Annotated in this window: 17 protein-coding genes; 12 read left to right on the forward strand and 5 right to left on the reverse strand. The window is 73.2% G+C overall.

Features of this window, described 5'->3' with window-relative positions; genetic code table 11:
• Nucleotides 1–349: 349 nt before the first annotated feature.
• Both LZ495_RS34400 and LZ495_RS34405 read left to right on the forward strand, forming a co-directional pair.
• Nucleotides 350–1,780, forward strand: coding sequence for an NAD-dependent malic enzyme (locus LZ495_RS34400; RefSeq protein ID WP_235057056.1), 1,431 nt, complete (start codon nt 350–352; stop codon nt 1,778–1,780).
• Nucleotides 1,781–1,984: 204 nt separating this feature from the next.
• A complete protein-coding gene (locus tag LZ495_RS34405; RefSeq protein WP_235057057.1) occupies nt 1,985–2,266 on the forward strand; it encodes an HU family DNA-binding protein in 282 nt (93 codons plus the stop codon).
• 168 nt (nt 2,267–2,434) lie between these two features.
• Here the strand turns inward: LZ495_RS34405 and murA are convergent, their stop codons facing one another.
• A complete protein-coding gene (murA, locus tag LZ495_RS34410) occupies nt 2,435–3,814 on the reverse strand; it encodes a UDP-N-acetylglucosamine 1-carboxyvinyltransferase (protein ID WP_235057058.1) in 1,380 nt (459 codons plus the stop codon).
• A gap of 336 nt (nt 3,815–4,150) precedes the next feature.
• Here murA and LZ495_RS34415 point away from each other — a divergent pair, with 336 nt between their 5' ends.
• From LZ495_RS34415 to LZ495_RS34435, 5 genes are all read left to right on the forward strand, one after another.
• Nucleotides 4,151–4,708, forward strand: coding sequence for a YqgE/AlgH family protein (locus LZ495_RS34415; RefSeq protein ID WP_235057059.1), 558 nt, complete (start codon nt 4,151–4,153; stop codon nt 4,706–4,708).
• A gap of 89 nt (nt 4,709–4,797) precedes the next feature.
• On the forward strand, nt 4,798–5,088 hold the full coding sequence (locus LZ495_RS34420; protein WP_235057060.1) for a DUF3039 domain-containing protein: 291 nt from the start codon (nt 4,798–4,800) through the stop codon (nt 5,086–5,088).
• A gap of 1,039 nt (nt 5,089–6,127) precedes the next feature.
• On the forward strand, nt 6,128–6,958 hold the full coding sequence (locus LZ495_RS34425) for an FAD binding domain-containing protein (protein ID WP_235057114.1): 831 nt from the start codon (nt 6,128–6,130) through the stop codon (nt 6,956–6,958).
• Nucleotides 6,955–9,327, forward strand: coding sequence for a (2Fe-2S)-binding protein (locus LZ495_RS34430; protein WP_235057061.1), 2,373 nt, complete (start codon nt 6,955–6,957; stop codon nt 9,325–9,327). The genes LZ495_RS34425 and LZ495_RS34430 overlap by 4 nt, the downstream gene beginning before the upstream one ends.
• Nucleotides 9,324–11,513 (forward strand): xanthine dehydrogenase family protein molybdopterin-binding subunit, encoded by a 2,190-nt coding sequence (locus LZ495_RS34435; protein ID WP_235057062.1) that lies wholly within the window; start codon nt 9,324–9,326, stop codon nt 11,511–11,513. The genes LZ495_RS34430 and LZ495_RS34435 overlap by 4 nt, the downstream gene beginning before the upstream one ends.
• Before the next feature lie 51 nt (nt 11,514–11,564).
• Here LZ495_RS34435 and LZ495_RS34440 read toward each other — a convergent pair whose 3' ends face one another.
• From LZ495_RS34440 to LZ495_RS34455, 4 genes are all read right to left on the reverse strand, one after another.
• The gene (locus tag LZ495_RS34440; RefSeq protein WP_235057063.1) at nt 11,565–11,897 is read right to left on the reverse strand and encodes a hypothetical protein; all 333 of its coding nucleotides are present in this window, start codon (nt 11,895–11,897) and stop codon (nt 11,565–11,567) included.
• A 208-nt stretch (nt 11,898–12,105) separates the two neighbouring features.
• Entirely contained in the window at nt 12,106–12,456 is a 351-nt protein-coding gene (locus LZ495_RS34445; RefSeq protein ID WP_235057064.1) for a VOC family protein, read from the reverse strand.
• Nucleotides 12,457–12,546: 90 nt separating this feature from the next.
• A complete protein-coding gene (locus LZ495_RS34450) occupies nt 12,547–13,107 on the reverse strand; it encodes a hypothetical protein (RefSeq protein WP_235057065.1) in 561 nt (186 codons plus the stop codon).
• Between the two features lie 26 nt (nt 13,108–13,133).
• On the reverse strand, nt 13,134–14,141 hold the full coding sequence (locus LZ495_RS34455) for a helix-turn-helix domain-containing protein (RefSeq protein WP_235057115.1): 1,008 nt from the start codon (nt 14,139–14,141) through the stop codon (nt 13,134–13,136).
• Nucleotides 14,142–14,274: 133 nt separating this feature from the next.
• Between LZ495_RS34455 and LZ495_RS34460 the strand changes: the two genes are divergently transcribed.
• The 5 genes from LZ495_RS34460 (at nt 14,275) to LZ495_RS34480 (ending at nt 19,991) form a co-directional block, all read left to right on the forward strand.
• On the forward strand, nt 14,275–15,204 hold the full coding sequence (locus LZ495_RS34460; RefSeq protein WP_235057066.1) for an NAD(P)-dependent oxidoreductase: 930 nt from the start codon (nt 14,275–14,277) through the stop codon (nt 15,202–15,204).
• A 58-nt stretch (nt 15,205–15,262) separates the two neighbouring features.
• Nucleotides 15,263–16,747: an MFS transporter gene (locus LZ495_RS34465; protein WP_235057116.1), complete on the forward strand. Its 1,485-nt coding sequence runs from the start codon at nt 15,263–15,265 to the stop codon at nt 16,745–16,747.
• Nucleotides 16,748–16,850: 103 nt separating this feature from the next.
• The gene (locus tag LZ495_RS34470; RefSeq protein ID WP_235057067.1) at nt 16,851–18,014 is read left to right on the forward strand and encodes a hypothetical protein; all 1,164 of its coding nucleotides are present in this window, start codon (nt 16,851–16,853) and stop codon (nt 18,012–18,014) included.
• A gap of 4 nt (nt 18,015–18,018) precedes the next feature.
• Nucleotides 18,019–19,302 (forward strand): sensor histidine kinase, encoded by a 1,284-nt coding sequence (locus LZ495_RS34475; protein WP_235057068.1) that lies wholly within the window; start codon nt 18,019–18,021, stop codon nt 19,300–19,302.
• Nucleotides 19,299–19,991: a response regulator transcription factor gene (locus LZ495_RS34480; protein WP_235057069.1), complete on the forward strand. Its 693-nt coding sequence runs from the start codon at nt 19,299–19,301 to the stop codon at nt 19,989–19,991. Before LZ495_RS34475 ends, LZ495_RS34480 begins: the two co-directional genes overlap by 4 nt.
• The last annotated feature ends 3 nt before the right edge of the window (nt 19,992–19,994 follow it).

Below are 19,994 nucleotides of genomic sequence, written 5' to 3' on the forward strand. Positions count from 1 at the left end.
AGCGGGCCGTGCAGGAGTCCGGGGACGAGGCCGGAAAACGGATCCGGCGGCCCCGAAGGGCCGCCGGATCCGACGCTTACGACACCGACCCGCCAATGCTCGCCTCTCGGCAAGTGGTCCCTCGAAGGGACTAATGGTTGGGCCCGGGGGCTTGGATCGAGCCGGTGCCATGAACAGAGTAACCGACCGCGCCGGGAGCGGAAGGAGGATGCGGATCACAGTTTGCGGGGCTCGCGGTGCAGGGTAGCCGGGGCCGATTCCGGTGGCCGGTCGTCGGCCCGTGCACCGAAATGAGACGATCATCTGTGGTGCCGTGCCGGGGCACCGGACTTCCCAAGGAGACAGTTTCATGCCCGCAGCGCCGAGCGCTTCGTACTCGATCACCGCCCGCCTGGAGGTCCCGGCCGGAGGCCGGGTGGTCAGCCAGCTCACCAACGCCGTGGAATCCGCGGGCGGTTCGGTGACCGGCCTGGACGTCACCGCGTCCGGCCACGAGCGGCTGCGGGTCGACGTGACCATCGCCGCGTCGTCCACCGACCACGCGGACCAGCTCATCGCGGCGCTGCGGGCGATCGAGGGCGTGTCCCTGGGCAAGGTCTCGGACCGTACGTTCCTCATGCACCTCGGCGGCAAGATCGAGATGCAGGCGAAGCACCCGATCCGGAACCGCGACGACCTGTCGATGATCTACACGCCGGGCGTCGCCCGGGTCTGCCTGGCGATCGCCGAGAACCCCGAGGACGCGCGCCGCCTGACCATCAAGCGCAACACCGTCGCGGTGGTCACCGACGGCTCCGCGGTGCTCGGCCTGGGCAACATCGGCCCGAAGGCCGCGCTGCCCGTCATGGAGGGCAAGGCGGCGCTGTTCAAGCGCTTCGCGGGCATCGACGCGTGGCCGATCTGCCTGGACACCCAGGACCCGGACGAGATCGTCCGCGCGGTGCAGATGATGGCGCCCGGGTTCGCCGGCATCAACCTCGAGGACATCTCCGCGCCGCGCTGCTTCGAGATCGAGCGGCGGCTGCGCGAGACGCTCGACATCCCGGTCTTCCACGACGACCAGCACGGCACCGCGATCGTGGTGCTCGCCGCGCTCACCAACGCGCTGCGCGTGGTGGGCAAGAAGCTCGGCGACGTGCGCCTGGTGATGTCCGGTGCGGGCGCGGCCGGCACGGCGATCCTCAAGCTGCTCATGGCCGCGGGCCTGACCGACGTCGTGGTCGCGGACGTGCACGGCGTCGTGCACCGCGGCCGCACCGACATGGGCGACGACCTGCGGTGGATCGCGGAGCACACCAACTCCGAGGGCCTGACCGGGACTTTGAAGGAAGCGGTGGTCGGCGCCGACGTGTTCGTCGGGGTCTCCGCGCCGAACGTCATCGATGCCGGCGACGTCGCGAAGATGGCCGACGACGCGATCGTGTTCGCACTCGCCAATCCGGAACCGGAGATCTACCCGGCGGTCGCGCAGGAGCACGCCGCGGTCGTCGCGTCGGGCCGCAGCGACTTTCCCAACCAGATCAACAACGTACTGGTTTTTCCCGGGGTATTCCGCGGGCTTGTCGACGCGCAGAGCCGGCACATCACGACCGCGATGTTGCTCGCCGCCGCGCGGGCATTGTCGTCGGTCGTCACGGACGATGAACTCAATGCGAGCTACATCATCCCGAGCGTATTCCACCCGGAGGTCTCGAACGTCGTCGCGGCGGCCGTCCGGGACGCGGTTCTGGCGGACCGTCAGGCCGACGAAGCAGGGCAGGACGCGCCGGGGGCGGTGTGACGAGCGTACGTGATGGTGGTCGTATGGTCGGGGTGTGGCGGGTGCTTGCGAGCCCGATTCGGGCGCGTAATCTGCCTCGAACCGCCAAATCGCGGGGCTTTCCGCGTGATTCGGCGTGTCCCTGATTAGGTTCCGGGCCCGGATACGTGCAGGATTCGTCCCCGGGGCAAGAACAGCGAGTTGGAAAGACCACGGGAGATACACATGAACCGCAGTGAGCTGGTGGCCGCCCTCGCGGAGCGGGCCGACGTCACGCGCAAGGACGCCGACGCCGTGCTGAACGCTTTCGCCGAGGTCGTTGGCGAGATCGTGAGCAAGGGCGACGAGAAGATCACGATCCCCGGCTTCCTCAGCTTCGAGCGGACCCACCGCTCGGCGCGCACCGCGCGCAACCCGCAGACCGGCGAGCCGATCGAGATCCCGGCCGGCTACAGCGTCAAGGTCTCCGCGGGCTCGAAGCTCAAGGAAGCCGCGAAGGGCAAGTGACGCGTCCCGGTGCGGCCTGCGGGCGCGTGACGGCGGGCTGAGGCCCGGCGGAGCGGTCCCGGAGTGTCCGGACCAGGCGTAGGACAAGCCGAAGGGCGGTTCCCCCGGCGGGGGAACCGCCCTTCGGCGTCAGCGCATTCGCGTACCGTACGGTTGGTCGCGGGTGGCTCAGGCCACGCTGTGCACCGCTCCCGCGGCATCCGCGGCAACCGCGATCCCGCTCTGCTGCGGCGGGAGTTCGACGCGCGCGCCGAGCGCGGCGAGCTTCGTGTGGAAGCCCTCGTAGCCGCGGTTGATGAGGTCGATGCCGTGCACGCGCGAGGTGCCCTCGGCGGCCAGCGCGGCGATCAGGTACGAGAATCCGCCGCGCAGGTCCGGGATCACCAGGTCGGCGCCGTGCAGCTTGGCCGGGCCGGAGATGACCGCGGAGTGCTGGAAGTTGCGCTGCCCGAACCGGCACGGCGTGCCGCCCAGGCACTCGCTGTACAACTGGATCGTGGCGCCCATCTGGTTGAGCGCGGAGGTGAACCCGAGCCGGCTCTCGTACACCGTCTCGTGCACGATCGAGAGCCCGGTGGCCTGCGTCAGCGCGACCACCAGCGGCTGCTGCCAGTCGGTCTGGAAGCCGGGGTGCACGTCGGTCTCCAGCGCGATGGCGCGCAGCCGGCCGCCCGGGTGCCAGAAGCGGATGCCCTCGTCCTCGACGCTGAACGCGCCGCCCACCTGCCGGAAGACGTTCAGGAACGTCATCATGTCCAGCTGCCGGGCGCCGCGCACGAACACGTCGCCCTGCGTCGCGAGGGCCGCGCAGGCCCACGAGGCGCCCTCCAGGCGGTCCGGCAGGGCCCGGTGCGTGTACCCGCCCAGGCGCTCCACGCCGGTGATCCTGATCACCCGGTCGGTGGCCACCGAGATGATCGCGCCCATCTTCTGGAGCACGCAGATGAGGTCTATGATCTCCGGCTCCACGGCCGCGTTGCGCAGCTCGGTGGTGCCCTCGGCGCGGACCGCGGTCAGCAGCACCTGCTCGGTGGTGCCCACGCTCGGGTACGGCAGCTCGATCTTGGCGCCGTGCAGCCCGTTCGGGGCCTCCAGGTAGAGCCCCTCCGGCCGCTTGTCGACGGTCGCGCCGAACTCGCGCAGCACGTTCAGGTGGAAGTCGATCGGCCGGTCGCCGATCCGGCAGCCGCCCAGGTCCGGGATGAAGGCCCGGCCGATCCGGTGCAGCAGCGGGCCGCACAGCAGGATCGGGATGCGGCTGGAGCCCGCGTGCGCGTCGATGTCGGCGACGTTGGCGAGCTCGACCGAGGACGGGTCCATGACCAGTTCGTCCGGTTCGTCGCCTTCGTACACCGCGACCCCGTGCAGCTGCAGCAGGCCGCGCACGATGTGCACGTCGCGGATCCCGGGGACATTGCGCAGCCGGCTGGGCTCCTCGCCGAGAAGAGCGGCGACCATCGCCTTGGGCACCAGGTTCTTGGCGCCCTTGACGCGGACCTCGCCTTCGAGCGGGGAACCACCGTGGACGATCAGCACGTCGTCTTGCATATATCTCGCGATCCTGGACGGAGGGGGCGTCGGGCAACAGCGAACAACGGTACGCGCTCGATACGCCCGTACGCGCATTGTCGGGGCCCCTGAGGGGCACAGGATCTTGGACGGCCCGGGATTCGGGACCAAAGGCCGGGCCGACCGGCTTCGGGCCCACCGGCGCGTCGCCGCCGGGGACGCCCGGCGGGATCGACCGGCGGCGTCGACCGGGTCCGACCAGGGCCGACCCGGCCCGGCGGGTCGGCACGGCGGCGGTACGGAGGCGGCACAGAGGGGGCGCGTGATGGGGAGAGCGGCGGTACGCCCGGTGCCCGGATGCAGGATCATGGGCCCATGACCGAGGTCTCGCTCACCGGACGCCTCCTCGTGGCGACCCCCGCGCTGACCGATCCGAACTTCGACCGGTGCGTGGTCCTGGTGCTGGACCACGACGACGAAGGCGCGCACGGGGTGGTCCTCAACCGGCCCACTCCGGTCGACGTGCACGACGTGCTCACCGGCTGGTCCAAGGCGGTCACCGAGCCTTCGGTGGTGTTCCAGGGCGGCCCGGTCGCGATGGACTCCGCGCTGGCCATCGCGTCGGTGCCGGGCGGCGGCGAGCCGGTCGGCTGGCGCCGCGTCTTCGGCGGCCTCGGCCTGGTCGACCTCGACGCGCCGCCCGAACTGGTGGCCGCGGAGTTCGGCTCGATGCGCATATTCGCGGGCTACTCGGGCTGGGGCCCGGGCCAGCTGGAGGCCGAGCTGCACGACGGCGCCTGGTACGTGGTGGAGTCCGAGCCGGGTGACGCCTTCAGCCCCGATCCGGAGCGCCTGTGGCGGGCAGTGCTGCGCCGGCAGCGCGGCGAGCTGGCGATGGTGGCGACGTATCCGGAGGACCCGTCCTTCAACTGACGGCGACCGGCGGCCCGGATCGTGCGCGGTCCCGGCCCGGATCGGGCTCCGCAGGGGGCTGTGCGGGCGGCCCCGCTTAGAATCGGGGCATGACCACTCCGCAGGACTATCCCGAGCCCGAGCGCGGAACGGGCACGGGGACGCTCATCGAGGAGACCCCGCAGGTCTCCCACGGCGACGGCGACCACGAGCGCTTCGCGCACTACGTCCAGAAGGACAAGATCATGGAGAGCGCCCTCTCGGGCACTCCGGTGATCGCCCTGTGCGGGAAGGTCTGGGTGCCGGGCCGCGACCCGAAGAAGTACCCGGTGTGCCCGATGTGCAAGGAAATCTACGAGACCATGGGCACGGGCGGGAACGACAAGGGCGGCGACAAGTAACCGCCCGTCGCGCGTCCCCGCGAGACCGCGCGACGACCCGCGAACCGCCGCGCGACGCCGCGGCGGACTGCGCGCTGTAATGCGAAGCCGGGAGCGCCGAGGGACACACCCCTCGGCGCTCCCGGCTTTTCTGCGCTTTACGGCGCCCTGGCGGCCCCGGCGAACGGGTGAAGTTCGCCGAACCATGGCGGAGGCGGGACCACAAGCCGAGGCAACCGACCGACGCCGCGCTGTGCCTCGTGCGCGCCTCAGGTGCGAAGCACCGCCCCACCCGCCGCGCCTGACCGCGTACGCCACACCGCATGCCCTCTCCGCTCGGTCTGTACGCCGCGCCTCACAGCTGCTTCCTCCTCCCAGGCCGCATCCCGCCTCACGTACATCTCGCTGCGCCACATCGCACTGATTACGCCGCAACTGCCTGCGGCACGGTCGGCGGCGTGCGGCACGTGCGGGGCTGGGGGACTACGCCAAGCGGGGTCGGTGCGTACCTGTACGCCGGATCCGCGATGCCTTCGGCACGGGGTGGCTCACGTGCCGGGTGGCTTCTGCAGGGCTGGGGGACTACGTCAGTTGCCGCTGCGAGGTGCTGTGTGTGGGGAGTCGGGGTGCGGCGCGGTCCGGGGGCGGCGGGGGGATGGCGTGGCGTCCCTTGCCGCCCGGTCCGCGGTGCCTGCGGCGCGCGGCAGAGGTTTGGCGGATGGTCTGCGCGGGGCGGGGGAGTGCGTCGGGTGCGGGCGCGATGTTGCTGCGTCTGCGGGTTGGTGGGGGCCCCGGGTCGCGGTGCGCTCCGGGTGGTCGCGGTGTTGGTGTGTCGGTCCGGCCGGTCCGTGGTGCCTGCGGTGCGTGGATGCGGGGCGCCGGGCCGGCCCTTCCGCGGTGCCTTCGGCACGGGGTGGATTGCCTGCCGGATGGCCCTTGCGGAGGGGGTGGCGGGGTGGGGTGGGGGGTTTTCGGGGGTCGTTCCGAGGGGTTCCGGGGAAGTCTTGCTCGCGTCACCCGTCCGGCGCAGTAGCGTTGCCCCGTTGTGAACGAAGCGATCATGCTGCCGCACTCCCTCGACGAGGCCGTGGACGCGCTGGCCCGCGAGCCCGCCGCCCTCCCGGTGGCCGGCGGCACCGACCTGATGCCGCGCGTGAACGCCGGGCTGCTGCGCCCCCGCGCGCTCCTCGGCCTGTCCGGAATTCCCGAGCTGCGGCTCTGGCAGTACGAGGGCCGCACCGCGGTCGTCGGCGCCGGAGTGACCTGGGCCCGGCTCGCCGGACCCGACCTCGCGGCGCTCGTGCCCGGGCTGGCGATGGCCGCCCGGCAGGTCGGCACGCCGCAGATCCGGATGATGGGCACGCTCGGCGGCAACCTGGCCGCGCGTACCCGGGAGGCCGACTCGGTGCCCGTGCTGGCCGCTCTGGAGGCCACGGTGGTGGTGCGCTCGCCCGGCGGCGTCCGGGAGTTCGTGTGCGATGCGGAGCCGGGCGCGCAGTTGCGCTCCGGCGAGCTGATCGTCGGTGTGCGGGTGCCGGTGCTGCACGGCCCGCAGGAGTTCTTGAAGGCCCGGGTCGCCGCCGGGTTCCACGCGACGCTTGCGCTGGTCGCGGACCCCGGCGCGCGCAGCGTGCGCTGCGCGGTCGGCGGCGTGCGCCCGGGCGCGGAGCGCACCCCGGCCGCGGAGCAGTGGCTTGCCGAGCGCATCGATCCGGGCACCGGGTTGCTCACCGACCCGGACGCTCCGGCCCGCTTCGGCGCCCTGGTCGCGGACGGGCTCTCGCGCAGCGAAGGCCCGCGTTCGGCGCGGGCGCACGAGGCACGCGTGGTGGCGGCGCTGGCGCGGCGTGCGGCGGAACGGGCGTTCGCCCGGAAGGCGGGCAGGACATGACCGACCAGCACCCGCGGGACCGGCACCTGCCGGACGCGTACGCGGCGGATCCGGGCACGACGGATCCGGGCACGACGGATCCGTACACCGGGGACCCGTACGCCGGAGACCCCGGACACCTCGGAGACCCGTACGCGGGCGCCCCCTACATGCCCGGGCCGCAGGTACCGGCCGCGCTGCCGGGCGCCCGCCGCCCGGCGGAACCCGGGGTGGCCGACCTGCGGGCACCGCTGCCGTCTCCGTACTCCGCCGACGGGCAGGCAGCCGGTACGTACGCCGCCGCCGAAGCCGGCGATGCCGGTGTCCAGGTGCGCGGCTTTGCGGGGCCGGGCGACGTCTACGGGGAGGTCGCGGGCGGCTCCGAGGGGCCTGCTCAGTCCGCGGCAGACCCCTATGCGGCGGGTTTCTCCGTGCCGCCGCCTCCGCCGGTCGGCGTGCCTGGCGTACCCGGTGTGCCCGGTACGCCTGGTGCTGCGGCTGATGATGCGGGTGCTCCCGACGCATCGGGTTCCTACGCGCCCTACGTCGGGGCGGACTCGCACGCGCCCTGGTCCTCGGCAGCCGACGCCGCAGGGGCGCAGCAGTACGTGCCGGAGCCTCGGACCTCCGGTCCGCAGTCCGGCGACTCGGGCGCGGGGGATCTTGCCTCGGCGGACCACCAGGCCGCCCAGCCCGAGACCGCCCAGCCCTATGCCGCCGAGCCCTATGCTGCCCAGCCCCGGGTGGCGAGCCAGGCTGACGCCGGCCTCTACGGGCCGGTCCCGTACCCCGCCGATCCGCCTCCGCCCGGGCCGTACCTGCCCCAGGTGACCGGCGACGCGCTGTGGATCGAGGCGGGCGTCGACATCGTGCCCGGGGCGGGCGGCCGTTCGGGCTTCGGGACCGAAGGCTGGTGGCCGAGCGCGGGTGCGGGCAGCGGAAGCGGGACGGGAGCGGTCGCGCCGTCCGAGCCGGGTGCCCAGGGCGCGGGTCCGTCCGCGGACGTGGCGTCGCTGGGGAGCACCGGCTTCATGGCTGCGTACGGCGGTGCATCCGCGCCCGTCGAGCCCGCACCTGAAGCGTCTGCGGTGCCGCAGCCTGGGGCGGATGAGGACCCTGGCCTGTCCGGCTATGTCGGTGCGGTCGGCAGTACGGGCCTGATGCGCGCCTTCACGTTCCCGCCGGACCTGGAGCAGGCTGCTCCCGCGGTCCCGGCAGCGCCGCCTGCACCGTCGGTGCCCCCTGCTCCGCCTACACCTCCAGCGCCGCCGGTGCCCCCTGCGCCGCCCGTGCCCCCTGCGCGTCCCGCGTCCGAACCTCCCGCGGTACGGTCGCGCCCGGTCGAGCCGCCGCCGCTGCCGTCGGTGCCTCCGCCGCCCGCGACGCGGCACATCATGCCGGTCGACCTGTCCAACCTGTCCGTGCTGCCCGCGGAACCCGAAGCCGCCCAGTTTGCCGGGGCTTTCGCGGCGGTCACGGCCGAGGACACCACGGCCGTCGCGGAGCCCGAGGCTGCGGCGCCGCCGGCCGGACCTGCCGCAATCGCCGAGATCCCCGAGAGCCGCAAGATCCCCGAGGTCCCCGAGATCACGGAGATCGCCGCGATCACCGAAGCCGCCGAGATCACCGGGACCGTCGACACGGTCCAAGCAACCGGAACAACCGAAACGGCCGATACCGCCGAAGAGCCCGCTGCACCGGCCGCGTTGCTCGCGCCCGCGGCCGACCCGGCTGCCGTACCCGTCCCGGCACCCCCGCCCGCCGACGACCCTGCTCCCGCCCTCGACCTCGCCCCCGACGACGGCCCCCTCGGCGTAGACGCCTTCGTCGACGTCCTGTCCGAGGTGCCCGCCGTCTCGTACCCGCTCCGCGTCAACGGCGCCATGCACGTCATCGACGGCGCCTGGATCGGCGAGAACCTCCTCTACGTGCTGCGCGAGCGGCTCGGCCTGCCCGGGGCCAAGGAAGGCTGCGGGCAAGGCGTTTGCGGTTCCTGCACGGTGCTGCTCGACGGTGCGCCGACGGCGTCCTGCCTGGTCCCGGCCGCCGCGGTCGGGGATCGCGATGTGACCACGGTCGAGGGGATCTCCGAGCACGGCGTCCCCACGGCCGTGCAGCAGGCGCTGGTCGAACACGGCGCGGTGCAATGCGGGTTCTGCATTCCGGGCGTCGTGGTCAGTGCCCATGCGCTGCTCGCCCGCATACCGCAGCCGGACGAGGCGACCGTACGCCGCGCGCTCGCCGGCCACCCATGCCGCTGCGCCGGGCCGAACCGCATGGTCGCGGCCGTCTGCGCGGTCGCCGCCGCGGCCGCGGACGCCACGCAATTGGACGCGTCGGCCTCGGTGTTCGAGCCGGCCAACGCCGGCGGGCCGGAGGAAACCGCATGACCGCCGCCGAGCGGCCGGACGCGACTGCCAAGGCGCAGGGACGTTTCTCGTACACGGCCGACCTGTGGGCGCCGGGCATGTTGTGGTGCGTGCTGGTGCGTTCGCCGCATGCACACGCACGCGTGCTCGGCATCGACGTGTCGGCGGCATACGCGGTCCCGGGCGTGCACGCGGTGATCACCGCGGCCGATCTGCCCGCCGACGCGTACCACGGGCCGGTGGTCGCGGACTGCCCGGTGCTGGCGTCCGATGTCGTGCGGTACGTCGGGGAGCCGGTGGCCGCGGTCGCCGCCGAGACGCCGCACGCGGCCCGGCTGGCCGCCGAGGCCGTCTACGTCGACTACGAGCCCACCGACGCCCGGATCGACCCCGAACACGCCTTCGCCAGCGCCCCGTTGCACCCGGACGGCAACGTCTTCCGGCATATCGCCCTGCGGCACGGCCGCCAGGTGCAGCGCCGTCCCGACGGCAGCGCGGTCGACGAGGTCGTCGTCGAAGGCCTCTACGACATCGCGGCGCAGGACCAGGCCAACCCGGCCACCGACGCGGCACTGGCCCTCCCGTGCCCGGACGGCGGCATCGAACTGCACGTCGCCACCCAGTGGCCGCACGCGGACCGCGACCAGGTCGCGCAGTGCATCGGGCTGCCGCCCGGGGCGCTGCGGCTCATGCCGACCGGCGTGGGCGGCTCGGGGGGCACCCGCGAGGACGTCGGGCTGCTCGCGGTGCTGACCTGGCTGGCCGCGGGGACCAATCGCCCGGTGAAGGCGGTCGTCGAGCGCGCCGACGCACTCAACGGCGGCGGGCACCGGCATGCCGCGCGCCTGAAGTACACCCACCGGGCGGACCGCAACGGGCGGCTGCTCGCGGTCGAGGCGCAGATCCTGCTCGACGGCGGTGCGTACGCGACGACTTCGCCCGAGGTCGTGGGCCGCCTGGCCGGCTGCGCGACCGGGCCGTACATGGTGCCGTACGCGGCCGTGGACGTCTGGGCGGTCCGCACCAACAACCCGCCGGCCGGCACCATGCGCGGGCCGGGGGCGACGCAGGTGTGCTTCGCGTACGAAGCCCAGATGGACCGTCTGGCCGAGGCGCTCGGCATGGACCCGGTCGAACTGCGGCTGCGCAACGCGCTGAGCGAGGGCACCATGCTGACCACCGGTCAGATCCTCGACGGCCCCACGCCCGCAGGCGAGTTGCTGCGTGCGGTGGCGCTTGCCCCCAAACCGGAATCGGAACCCCCGGCGGGCCTCAAGCGCGGCATCGGGCACGCGGTGGGCCTGATCCCGCTGCTGGGCATCGAGGGTGCCGACGAGTCGTCGACCGCGACCGTACGCCTCGACCACGGCGTCGTCACGGTCACCTGCGCGGCGGTCGAAGTCGGCCAGGGCTTCACGTACTTGGTCCGGCAGATCGTCGCCGACGTGCTGGGCATCCCGGACGCGATCGTCCTGCCCGCGGGCACCGCGCTGCCGAGCGCCGGCCCGCCCGGCCTGGGCCGGCACACCATGCTGACCGCGGGTGCGGTCGACCAGGCCGCCCGCGAGATCCGCGCCAAGCTGCTGGCCCCGATCGCGGCCCGCTACGGCATGACCGCCGCGCTGCTGGACATCCGCGACGGCCGGATCGTCTCGTACGACGGGCTCGTGGACCTGCCCGCGTCGGTCATGACCGAGGGCCAGGAAGTCGCCGCCACCGCGGGCGCCTGCCGGGCCCGGCACACCGAACCCCTCGACGACGCAGGCCAGGGCGACGCCTATCCGGCGGTGGCTTTCGCCGCGTGCCGGGTGGTCGCGGACGTCGACCCGGAGACGGGCGAGGTCAAGGTCGTGGACGTGACCGGGGCGTACGACGCGGGGAAGGTCCTGGACCACACCCAGGCCCTCGCGCGCGTCGAGGGCGCCGTGGCCCTCGGTATCGGCCTGGCCCTCACCGAGGACCTGGACGCCGCCCGCTTGCACGGCCCCGCGGCCTGGGGCCATCCCGGCAGCCTCGACGTCCCCCCGGTCCGCGTCGCCGCCTGGCACGAAGACCCGCAGCCCGGCGTCCCGTTGGGCGCCAAGGGCATCACGGACGCTGCCATCGTCCCGGTCCCGGCCGCCGTGGCCGCCGCAGTCCGCAATGCAACGGGCTTGGAACTCCCGGGACTTCCTCTGACCCCGAAGGCCGTGGCCGCGGGCGCCTGACGTACGGCAGTGCGCCCGCAGGTGCGGGACACCCTGTCCGCCGGCCAGGCGTCAGTACGTCGGGCAGATGTGCGTGTGCTCGACGTCGAGGATCTTCTCCGCCGTTGCCGCACCGAAGCCGTCGGGGTGGTCCGGCGCGGTGAAGGCCCGCGCCTGTGCTGCGGACGAAGTGGCCTGCACGGGTGCGGTGGTGCTCTCGTCGTCCTTCTTGTCGGGGCCGCCGCTGGTGATGATCACGACGGCGAAGAGCGCGGCACTGACGACGGACGCGGCAAGGCGCACCGAACGCGCCCAGGAACTGGACGTCCAGACAAGGAGGATGCCGACCGGGGCGACGAAGATCAGCAGGGCGACGATCGGTCCCGTGCGCCGGTACCAAGGCAAGTTGCCGACGGGCGGCGCCGGGGCGCCCGGAGGTGAGAGTGGCCTCTGGTAATCGCGTGACGTACGGGAAGGAGTTCCATGATCGACCGGCCGCTTCCGCGAACTACGCAATCTCGTCCCGCCTTTGCTCGGTGTACAAGAACTTTCCCTGTCAGAGCAGTTGTCATGCCCCGGGATGAAGAGCCGCTCGCCGTAGTCGACTTGCGGGCTAGGTGGCGGGGTTTTCGATCAGGGTGATGCGGTTGCCGTCCGGGTCGGTCAGGGCGGCGAATCGGGCGGTGCCGCCTGCGCCGGGCTGGATGGCGCCTGCGGTCAGGCCCCGCGTGGACAGGGTGGCCAGGGCCTTGTCCAGGTCGTCCACGGCGAAGTTGACCAGGGTGGATCCGGCGCGTTCCTCGTCCTGGAAGACCTGGAGCCAGCCGCCGGTCGTGATGTGCCAGTCGGCGAGGCCCGGCATGGGGCGCAGGTCGGCGGGGCGGCCGAACAGCAGCTCGTACCAGGCGACGGAACGCTCGATGTCGGAGACCGGGGCCACGGCGAGAACGTGGGTCATGGTCATGCGCAGGCTCCCTTCGGAGGGCGAGACCGGGTGCCTCGTCCCCTTAGTGGCGACTGCCCACATGTGCCGAACTCATCGGTCCGGGGTGGTTCAGGCGTGGAGGGTGATGTTGGGGAGGGGGTGGCCGGTGCTGTCGAAGAGCGGGGTGCCGCAGTCGCAATGCTCGTCGGCGAGGGTCTCGCCGGGCGGGAGTTCCCAGACCAGCATGTCGCCGCAGGCGGGGCAGTCGAGGCTGGTCAGGGTCGGTTCGGAGGCCGAGCCCCAGGGGCGTACGGGGCATCCCTCGTGGGTGAGATCGGTCCACGCGAACTGGGTGGTGGGCGCGACGAGGACCTCGTAGCTGTCGGTGCCGCTGTGGCGGAGGAGGAGCGTGCAGCCGGCCTCTGTCAGGGCTGCGGCCACGTGGTCGAGCAGGCGGGTCGGGAGGTCGCCGCGGGACAGCGCGGGGTCGGTCTCGGCTGCGCCGTAGACGGGGGCCGTGTCGAGGCCGGTCGGGTCCGCGCCGAAGGCGCGCAGGCGGCCGGCGGCGAAGGCCGCCAGGTCGCCTGGCTCTTCCTCCCCGCTCCAGTCCATCGCGAAGACCACGCGGTCGACGGGGACCCCGCGGTCCCGCTCGCCGGAGGTCAGGACCAGTGCTGCCAGCTCTGTCACGCCGGGCACCGTACCAGCGGCCGCGGTCAGGACGGTCGTCCTGCGGTGGGGTGGGGCCGGTGCCGGGGGACGTCGCGGGTGCCGGGGAAGGCGCGGCGGTACGCGGTGGGGGAGACGCCCACATGCAGCCCGAACTGGCGGCGCAGGTTGTTGGCGGTGCCCAGCCCGCTGCCCTCGGCGACGCGGTCGATCGGGAGGTCGGTGGCCTCGAGGAGCGACTGCGCGCGGGCGAGGCGCTGGCCGAGGAGCCACTGCATCGGGGTGGTGCCGGTCGCGCCGCGCAGGCGGCGGTGGAAGGTGCGCGGGCTCATCCCGGCGCGGGCCGCCAAGTCCTCGACGGTGAGCGGGGCGTCGAGGTTGCGCATGGCCCATTCGAGGACGGGTGCGAGGCTGTCGTCGTCGCTGCCCGCGATGGCCTGGTCGACGAACTGGGCCTGGCCGCCCGGGCGGTGGGCCGGGACGACGAGTACGCGGGCGAGCCGGTTGGCGATCTCCGCGCCGTGGTCGCGGCGTACCAGGTGGAGGCACAGGTCGAGACCGGCGCTCATGCCCGCACTGGTCAGGACGTCGCCGCCGTCGATGTAGAGCACGTCGTCGTCGACGTCCACGGCCGGGAAGCGGCGGGCCAGCGTCTCGGTGTGCGCCCAGTGCGCGGTCGCGCGGCGGCCGTCGAGGAGGCCCGCGGCGGCGAGCGCGAAGGCGCCGTTGCAGAGGGAGACGATGCGGGCGCCGGAAGCGGACGCGGCGCGCAGGGCGTCCAGCAGTTCTTCGGGGATCGGGCGCGTGCCGTCGATGCACTCCTCCGGGACGGCCGGGACGATCACGGTGCCCGCGCGGGCCAGCTCGTCGAGGCCGTACTGCGCGCTGAGCGAGAGTCCGGGCAGGCCGGCGCCGGCACCCGGGCGGAAGCCGCACAGCCGCAGGTCGTACCAGGGGTCCGCGAGGTCGGTGTGCGCGACGCCGAAGACCGCGCAGGCGACGCCCAGTTCGTAGACGTCCCAAAAGGGCAGGGGAGCGTCGTCGAAGACGGCCATGGCGACGGTACGGGCGCGCGGCGAGACGGCTGCGGTGCTCATCGGCCCACTCTAGGCACGATGGCAGGAATCTGGCGAATATCGTCAGTCCTGCCACTGTCGCGGCATGCGGCCGCCCTGCGAGGGTCGTGGCATGAACAGCGCACCGCAGAACGCAGCTCTCGAAGACGTCAAGAACTCCCTTGCCGGTGAAGGAAGTCCGTCGGTCGCCGTGATCGGCCTGGGGATGATGGGACGCGCCCTGGCAGCCGCCTTCCTGGCCGGCGGGCGCACCACCGCGGTCTGGAACCGCACACCGGGACGAGCCGGCGAGCTGGTGGCCGCAGGTGCCCGCGAGGCGGCATCGGCCGAGGCCGCGGTCCGCGCCGCCGACCTGGTCGTGGTCTGCGTCCGCGACTACGAGGCCGTGCACGAAGCCCTCGACGCGGCCGCGGAGGCGGGGGCGCTCCAGGGGCGCGTCCTGGTCAACCTCACGTCCGGTACGTCGCAGCAGGGCCGGGACACCGCCGAGTGGGCGTCCGCGCAGGGGGCCGCGTACCTCGACGGCGCGATCATGATGACCCCGCCCGGCATCGGGGACATCAACACGGTCGTCCTGTACGGCGGTGCCCCGGCCGTCTACGCCGAGCACGCCGCCACCCTCGCCCTCCTCGGCGGCGGCAGCCGCCACCTGGGCGCCGACCCGGGCGTCGCGTCGGTGTACGACGTGGCGATGCTGGGCCTGATGTGGTCGACGTTCAACGGCTTCCTGCACGGCGTCGCCCTCCTCGGCGCGGACGGCATCCCCGCCAAGGAGTTTCTGCCGCTCGCCAAGTACTGGCTGGGCGCGATCGAGTCCTTCGTCGAGCTGTACGCGGGCCAGATCGACGCCGGCGACTTCGCGGCGGTCGACGCGACCCTGGAGACGCAGCTCCCGCCGATCGAGCACCTGGTCGAGGAGAGCCGGGCCCGCGGCGTGGACACCACGCTGCCGGAGTACACCAAGGCGGCGATCGAGGCGGCCATCGGCCGCGGCCACGCGCTCGACAGCTACGCACGGATCGTCGAGCACTTCCGCGGCTGACACGGATGACACGGCAGCAAAAGTGGTTGCAGGGGCCACGTACGCTATGCCGGTGACGATGCTGGACAAGGGTGAGATATCCCCCGCCGACGAGACCGCTGCCGGTGCCTCCGCCGAGACCTCCCCCGAGTCTCCCGGCGAGACCCCCGCCCAGCCGACCAGCGTCATGGAGAAGCCCTACCGGGCCCTGACCCTGGGCATCGTCTCGGTCGTCCTGCTCATCGCCTTCGAGGCGATGGCCGTCGGGACGGCGATGCCGGTGGCGGTACGCGACCTCGACGGCATGTCGCTCTACGGGCTCGCCTTCTCCGGCTACTTCACGACCAGCCTGCTCGCCATGGTCTTCTCCGGGCAGTGGTGCGACGTCCGCGGCCCCCGAATACCCCTGGTGGGCGGCATCGCGGCGTTCGCCGCCGGACTGGTCCTGTCCGGGACCGCCCAGTCGATGCTGCCCTTCGTCGCCGGACGCGCGGTGCAGGGCATCGGCGGCGGCCTCGTGATCGTGGCGCTCTACGTCGTGGTCGGCCGTACGTACCCGCCCTCGATCCGGCCCAAGGTCTTCTCCGCCTTTTCCGCGGCGTGGGTGCTGCCCTCGATCGTCGGACCGCCGGTGTCCGGCATGGTCACCGACCATCTGGGCTGGCGCTGGGTGTTCCTGGCGATCCCGGCGCTCGTGGTGCTGCCGATGCTGACGATCGTGCCGCAGCTCGGCAAGGTGCAGGCCGAGATCGCCGCGGACGTCGGCCCTGAAGCGCGCATCGACCGCCGCCGCATCCTCGCCGCCGCGGGCGCGTCGCTCGGCGCCGGACTCCTGCAGTACGGCGGCCAGCACCTCTCGGTGGTCGGGGGCATCCTCCTCGGCGCCGGTGCGCTGCTCATGCTCCCGACCGTCCCGAAGCTGCTGCCCAAGGGCACGCTGCGCGCCGCCCGAGGACTGCCGTCGGTGATCCTGTCGCGCGGGCTCCTGGCGGGCTCGTTCTTCGCGGTCGAGTCGTTCGTCCCGCTCATGCTGGTCAGCGAGCACGGCTTCTCGCCGACCCGGGCCGGCTGGACGCTCACCACCGGCGCCCTGTCGTGGGCCCTCGGGTCCTGGCTACACGGCCGTACGCCGGCATCCCGGCGTCCGTACCTCGTCCCGATCGGCTTCCTGCTTGTGTCCTGCGCGATCGGCGGCGCGGCGCTGGCACTCGTCCCCGGGATATCGCCGTACGTCGTGCTGCCCGCCTGGTTCGTCGGCGGCATCGGGATGGGCCTGTCGATCGCCGCGCTCAGCACGCTGACCCTCGACCTGTCCGCACCGGACGAGGCCGGCGGCAACTCGGCGGCGCTGCAGGTCTCGGACGCCCTCGGCACGGTCCTGCTCATGTCCCTGGGCGGCGCGTTCTTCGCCGCGCTGCACAACGGTGAAGGCCAGGACGGCAAGGTCTTCACGGTGATCTTCCTGATCCTGCTCGGCATATCGCTGCTCGGCTCGCTCATCGGGCCGCGCATCCGCCCCGCGAAGGTCCCGGCGGCACGCGCTGCCCAGGACGAGGCGGCCTGACGCTCCGCGAGACGAAGCAGCCTGACGCCGTCCCCCGGACGGGGGACCACGTTCGCCGCGCAGGCGGAGGTCCGGGCGGCTGCCGGCCGGAAGTCTGGACGGCATGCAGACGACAGGTACGCAGGCCGCCACTTCCGCCGCTCGATCCGCAGCGCCGCAGGACTCCTCGCAGGACTCCTCGCACGACTCCTCGCCGGGCGACGCGCCGGGCGACGCGCCGGGCGCCGGGACAGTGCGGCGCCGTGACTTGCTCCGCCGCCGCCTCGCGTGGTGCGCGGTGGTCGCCTGCGCGCCGTATCTGGGCCTGAAGCTGCTGTGGATCGCCGGGCTGGACGCCGGAGTCGTCGACCCCGGCCGCATCGACCGCGCCGCATGGATCGCCGCGAACGCCCTGACCTTCGTCATGGACGGCGTCGCCGCGTTCATCGCCTACACGCTCACCCGCCCCGCCACCCGCCGCGGACGGGCCTGGCTCATCCTGCCGCCGCTGTGGGTGGCGTCCGGGCTGCTCGCCGTGATCATGCTCGCCGTACCGCTCGGGATCGGCGGCGCGCTCGTCGGCGGCGGCCCGAACCCGTTCGGCGGCGACGACTTCCTGCGCGGCTGGGTCTACGGCGTGGTGTACGGCGGCTTCATCGTCGAAGGCGCGGTGCTGCTCGGCGCGTTCGTGCTGTACGCCGGCGAACGCTGGGGCGCGCTGCTGAACGCCCGGCGCCGCGACCTGCGGCCCGCGCTCGCCGGGAGCCGGGTGCCTTTCCGGGGGTTGGGAGCGGCGGGCGCGGCGCTGCTGGCAGGTGCCGGCGTCCTGCGCCTGGCCTGGGCTGCGGGCAGCGACTTCGGGATGACCGCGGCGTGGACGGCGGACCGCGACGCGACCAGCCGCGCGCTCGACTGCGTCCAAGGCGGACTGGCCCTTGCCGGAGCCGCAGGGCTGGCGCTGCTCGTGCTGCGGACGGGCGGCGGGAAGGTACGCGGGCCGCTGGCGCTGGCCTGGGTCGGCACCGCGAGCGCGTTCGGCTGGGGCGGATGGCTGGGCCTGGCCACCGTGGTCGCCGCGCCCGACAGCGAACTCGCGCTGCGCACGTCCGGCCTGCTGCGCGCTGTCTACACTGCCGAAATGATCACCGGGCTCCTTGTGCTGACCGCGGGCTGGTACCTCCTGACCCGCTGCGCCAGGCACTTCGCGAGCCCGCAGGCCGCGGGCTCGCAGGCTGCGGACCCGCGGGACGGGATCCCGGCAGCCTCGCGCACCGGCTCCGAGCCCTGATCCCGTGCCGGCCCGCTCCCGGATACCCGCCCGGCTCCGCACCCGCGTCCGGCAGCTGACCGGCCGCCGGGCGCGGCTGCGGTGGGTGCATCTCGTGCTCGGCGGCGCGCTCATGATGCCGTTCCACCTGCTGACCACGACCATCGTCGGGACGGCCGGCCTCGTGGACGGGACCCCGGGCTCGGCGTACACGCAGCAATTGATCGCCCTTGCGCTGGACCTCCCGCTGGTCGCCGTCGCCGGACTCCTGCCGCTGGTCCGCACCCTCGAAGGCAACGCGGTACGCGTGCTGTCCGACGCCCCCGGCGACGTCCGCACCGAACCCGCCGGCACCTGGACCGCCCGTCGCCGCACTGCGGCGTGGTTCACCTTGCACACCGCGCTCGGCAGCGTCGTCGCGGCCGTCTCGCTGGCCGCGCCGCCTGCCGGAGTCTTGCTGGTCGCCTTGCCGTTCGTGCCCGACGCCGGGGCCGGCCTGGCCTGGATGGGCCCCGCGGAAGCACGTCCGGTCCTGGGAGTCCTGGCCGGTCTGATCCTGCTGGTCCTGCCGCTGCCGGCCTCGGCGGCGGCTGGTGCGTGGCTGGCGCGCCTCGCTCCCGTACTGCTCGGCCCGACCCCCGCCGACCGCCTCGCCCTGGCCGAACGACGCGCCGAGCGCATGGCGGAACGCACACGCATCGCGCGGGAGTTGCACGACTCGGTCGGCCACGCGCTCAGCGCGGTGACCCTGCAGGCCTCGGCGGCCGGGCGCGTCCTGGACCGGGACCCCGCATTCGCGGCTCAGGCGTTGGCCGCCATCGAGGACACCGCCCGCGCGGCGGTCGCCGAACTCGACCACGTGCTGGGACTGCTCCGCGAGGAAGGCGACGTGAAGACGGCCCCGACACCGGACCTGTCCGCGCTGCCGGACCTGGTCGCCCGGACGCGCGCCGCGGGGGCCGACGTGGAACTGGACCTGGGCCCGGCCGGACTCGACACCGCGCAATTGCCGGGAGTCGTCTCCCGGGAGGCGTACCGCGTCGTCCAGGAAGCCCTCGGCAACGCGCTGCGGCACGCGGGCGCGGCACCGGTCGCGCTGCGGGTGGCCGTGGCATCAGGGGAACTGGAGATCAGCGTGGCCAACCCGGTCACCGGACGCACGCCCTTCACCGCACGACGCCGCAACGGCGGCCGCGGCCTGCGGGGTGCGGCCGACCGAGTGGCGGTGCTGCGCGGCGAGTTCAGTGCGGGCGAGCACGACGGCCGGTGGCACCTGACGGCACGGATTCCTTTGGGAGAGCACACATGAGCGAGGGGACCACCGTCCGCGTCTTCCTGGCCGACGACGAGCACCTGGTGCGCACCGCGCTCCGGGCGATCATCTCGGCCGAGCCGGACCTGGATGTCGTCGGCGAAGCCGAGACGGGCGCGGACGCGGTGGCGCAGATCCGCGAACTGCGGCCCGACATCGTCCTCATGGACGTCCGCATGCCGGGCCTGAACGGCATCGATGCGACGGCGCACCTGATGCGCAGCATGCCGGAGCCGCCCCGAGTGCTCGTCGTGACCACCTTCGAGAACGACGACTACGTCTACGACGCACTGCGGGCGGGCGCTCAGGGCTTCCTGCTCAAGCGTGCGAGCGCGGCCGAGATGGTCCATGCGGTGCGGGTCGTGGCGCGCGGCGACTCGCTGCTTTTCCCCTCGGCCGTACGCGACTTGGCCCTGACCCGAAAGCAGCAGGAGGGCAACATGGAGTTGCGTACCCGCGTCGACCGCCTCACCGCCCGCGAGCAGGAGGTCTTGCGCCTGATGACGGCCGGCCTGTCCAACACGGAGATAGCCGACCGCGTGGGCCTCGGCGCCGAGACGGTCAAGACCCACGTGGCCCGCGTCCTCGCCAAGCTCGGCGTACGCGACCGCACCCAGGCGGTCATCGCCGCCTACGAGAGCGGCTTCGTGGGGGTGGGGATCACCCGCTCCGAAGGGCCGCGCTGAGGG

It is taken from the genome of Yinghuangia soli (assembly GCF_021502675.1).
Classification (GTDB): Bacteria; Actinomycetota; Actinomycetes; order Streptomycetales; family Streptomycetaceae; genus Yinghuangia; species Yinghuangia soli.

Bases quoted from the DNA above. Each gene is read 5' to 3' on its own strand.
- LZ495_RS34400 (WP_235057056.1), top strand. From the start codon at position 350: ATGCCCGCAGCGCCGAGCGCTTCGTACTCGATCACCGCCCGCCTGGAG.
- LZ495_RS34405 (WP_235057057.1), top strand. From the start codon at position 1,985: ATGAACCGCAGTGAGCTGGTGGCCGCCCTCGCGGAGCGGGCCGACGTC.
- murA (WP_235057058.1), bottom strand. From the start codon at position 3,814: ATGCAAGACGACGTGCTGATCGTCCACGGTGGTTCCCCGCTCGAAGGC.
- LZ495_RS34415 (WP_235057059.1), top strand. From the start codon at position 4,151: ATGACCGAGGTCTCGCTCACCGGACGCCTCCTCGTGGCGACCCCCGCG.
- LZ495_RS34420 (WP_235057060.1), top strand. From the start codon at position 4,798: ATGACCACTCCGCAGGACTATCCCGAGCCCGAGCGCGGAACGGGCACG.
- LZ495_RS34425 (WP_235057114.1), top strand. From the start codon at position 6,128: ATGCTGCCGCACTCCCTCGACGAGGCCGTGGACGCGCTGGCCCGCGAG.
- LZ495_RS34430 (WP_235057061.1), top strand. From the start codon at position 6,955: ATGACCGACCAGCACCCGCGGGACCGGCACCTGCCGGACGCGTACGCG.
- LZ495_RS34435 (WP_235057062.1), top strand. From the start codon at position 9,324: ATGACCGCCGCCGAGCGGCCGGACGCGACTGCCAAGGCGCAGGGACGT.
- LZ495_RS34445 (WP_235057064.1), bottom strand. From the start codon at position 12,456: ATGACCATGACCCACGTTCTCGCCGTGGCCCCGGTCTCCGACATCGAG.
- LZ495_RS34455 (WP_235057115.1), bottom strand. From the start codon at position 14,141: ATGGCCGTCTTCGACGACGCTCCCCTGCCCTTTTGGGACGTCTACGAA.
- LZ495_RS34460 (WP_235057066.1), top strand. From the start codon at position 14,275: ATGAACAGCGCACCGCAGAACGCAGCTCTCGAAGACGTCAAGAACTCC.
- LZ495_RS34465 (WP_235057116.1), top strand. From the start codon at position 15,263: ATGCTGGACAAGGGTGAGATATCCCCCGCCGACGAGACCGCTGCCGGT.
- LZ495_RS34470 (WP_235057067.1), top strand. From the start codon at position 16,851: ATGCAGACGACAGGTACGCAGGCCGCCACTTCCGCCGCTCGATCCGCA.
- LZ495_RS34480 (WP_235057069.1), top strand. From the start codon at position 19,299: ATGAGCGAGGGGACCACCGTCCGCGTCTTCCTGGCCGACGACGAGCAC.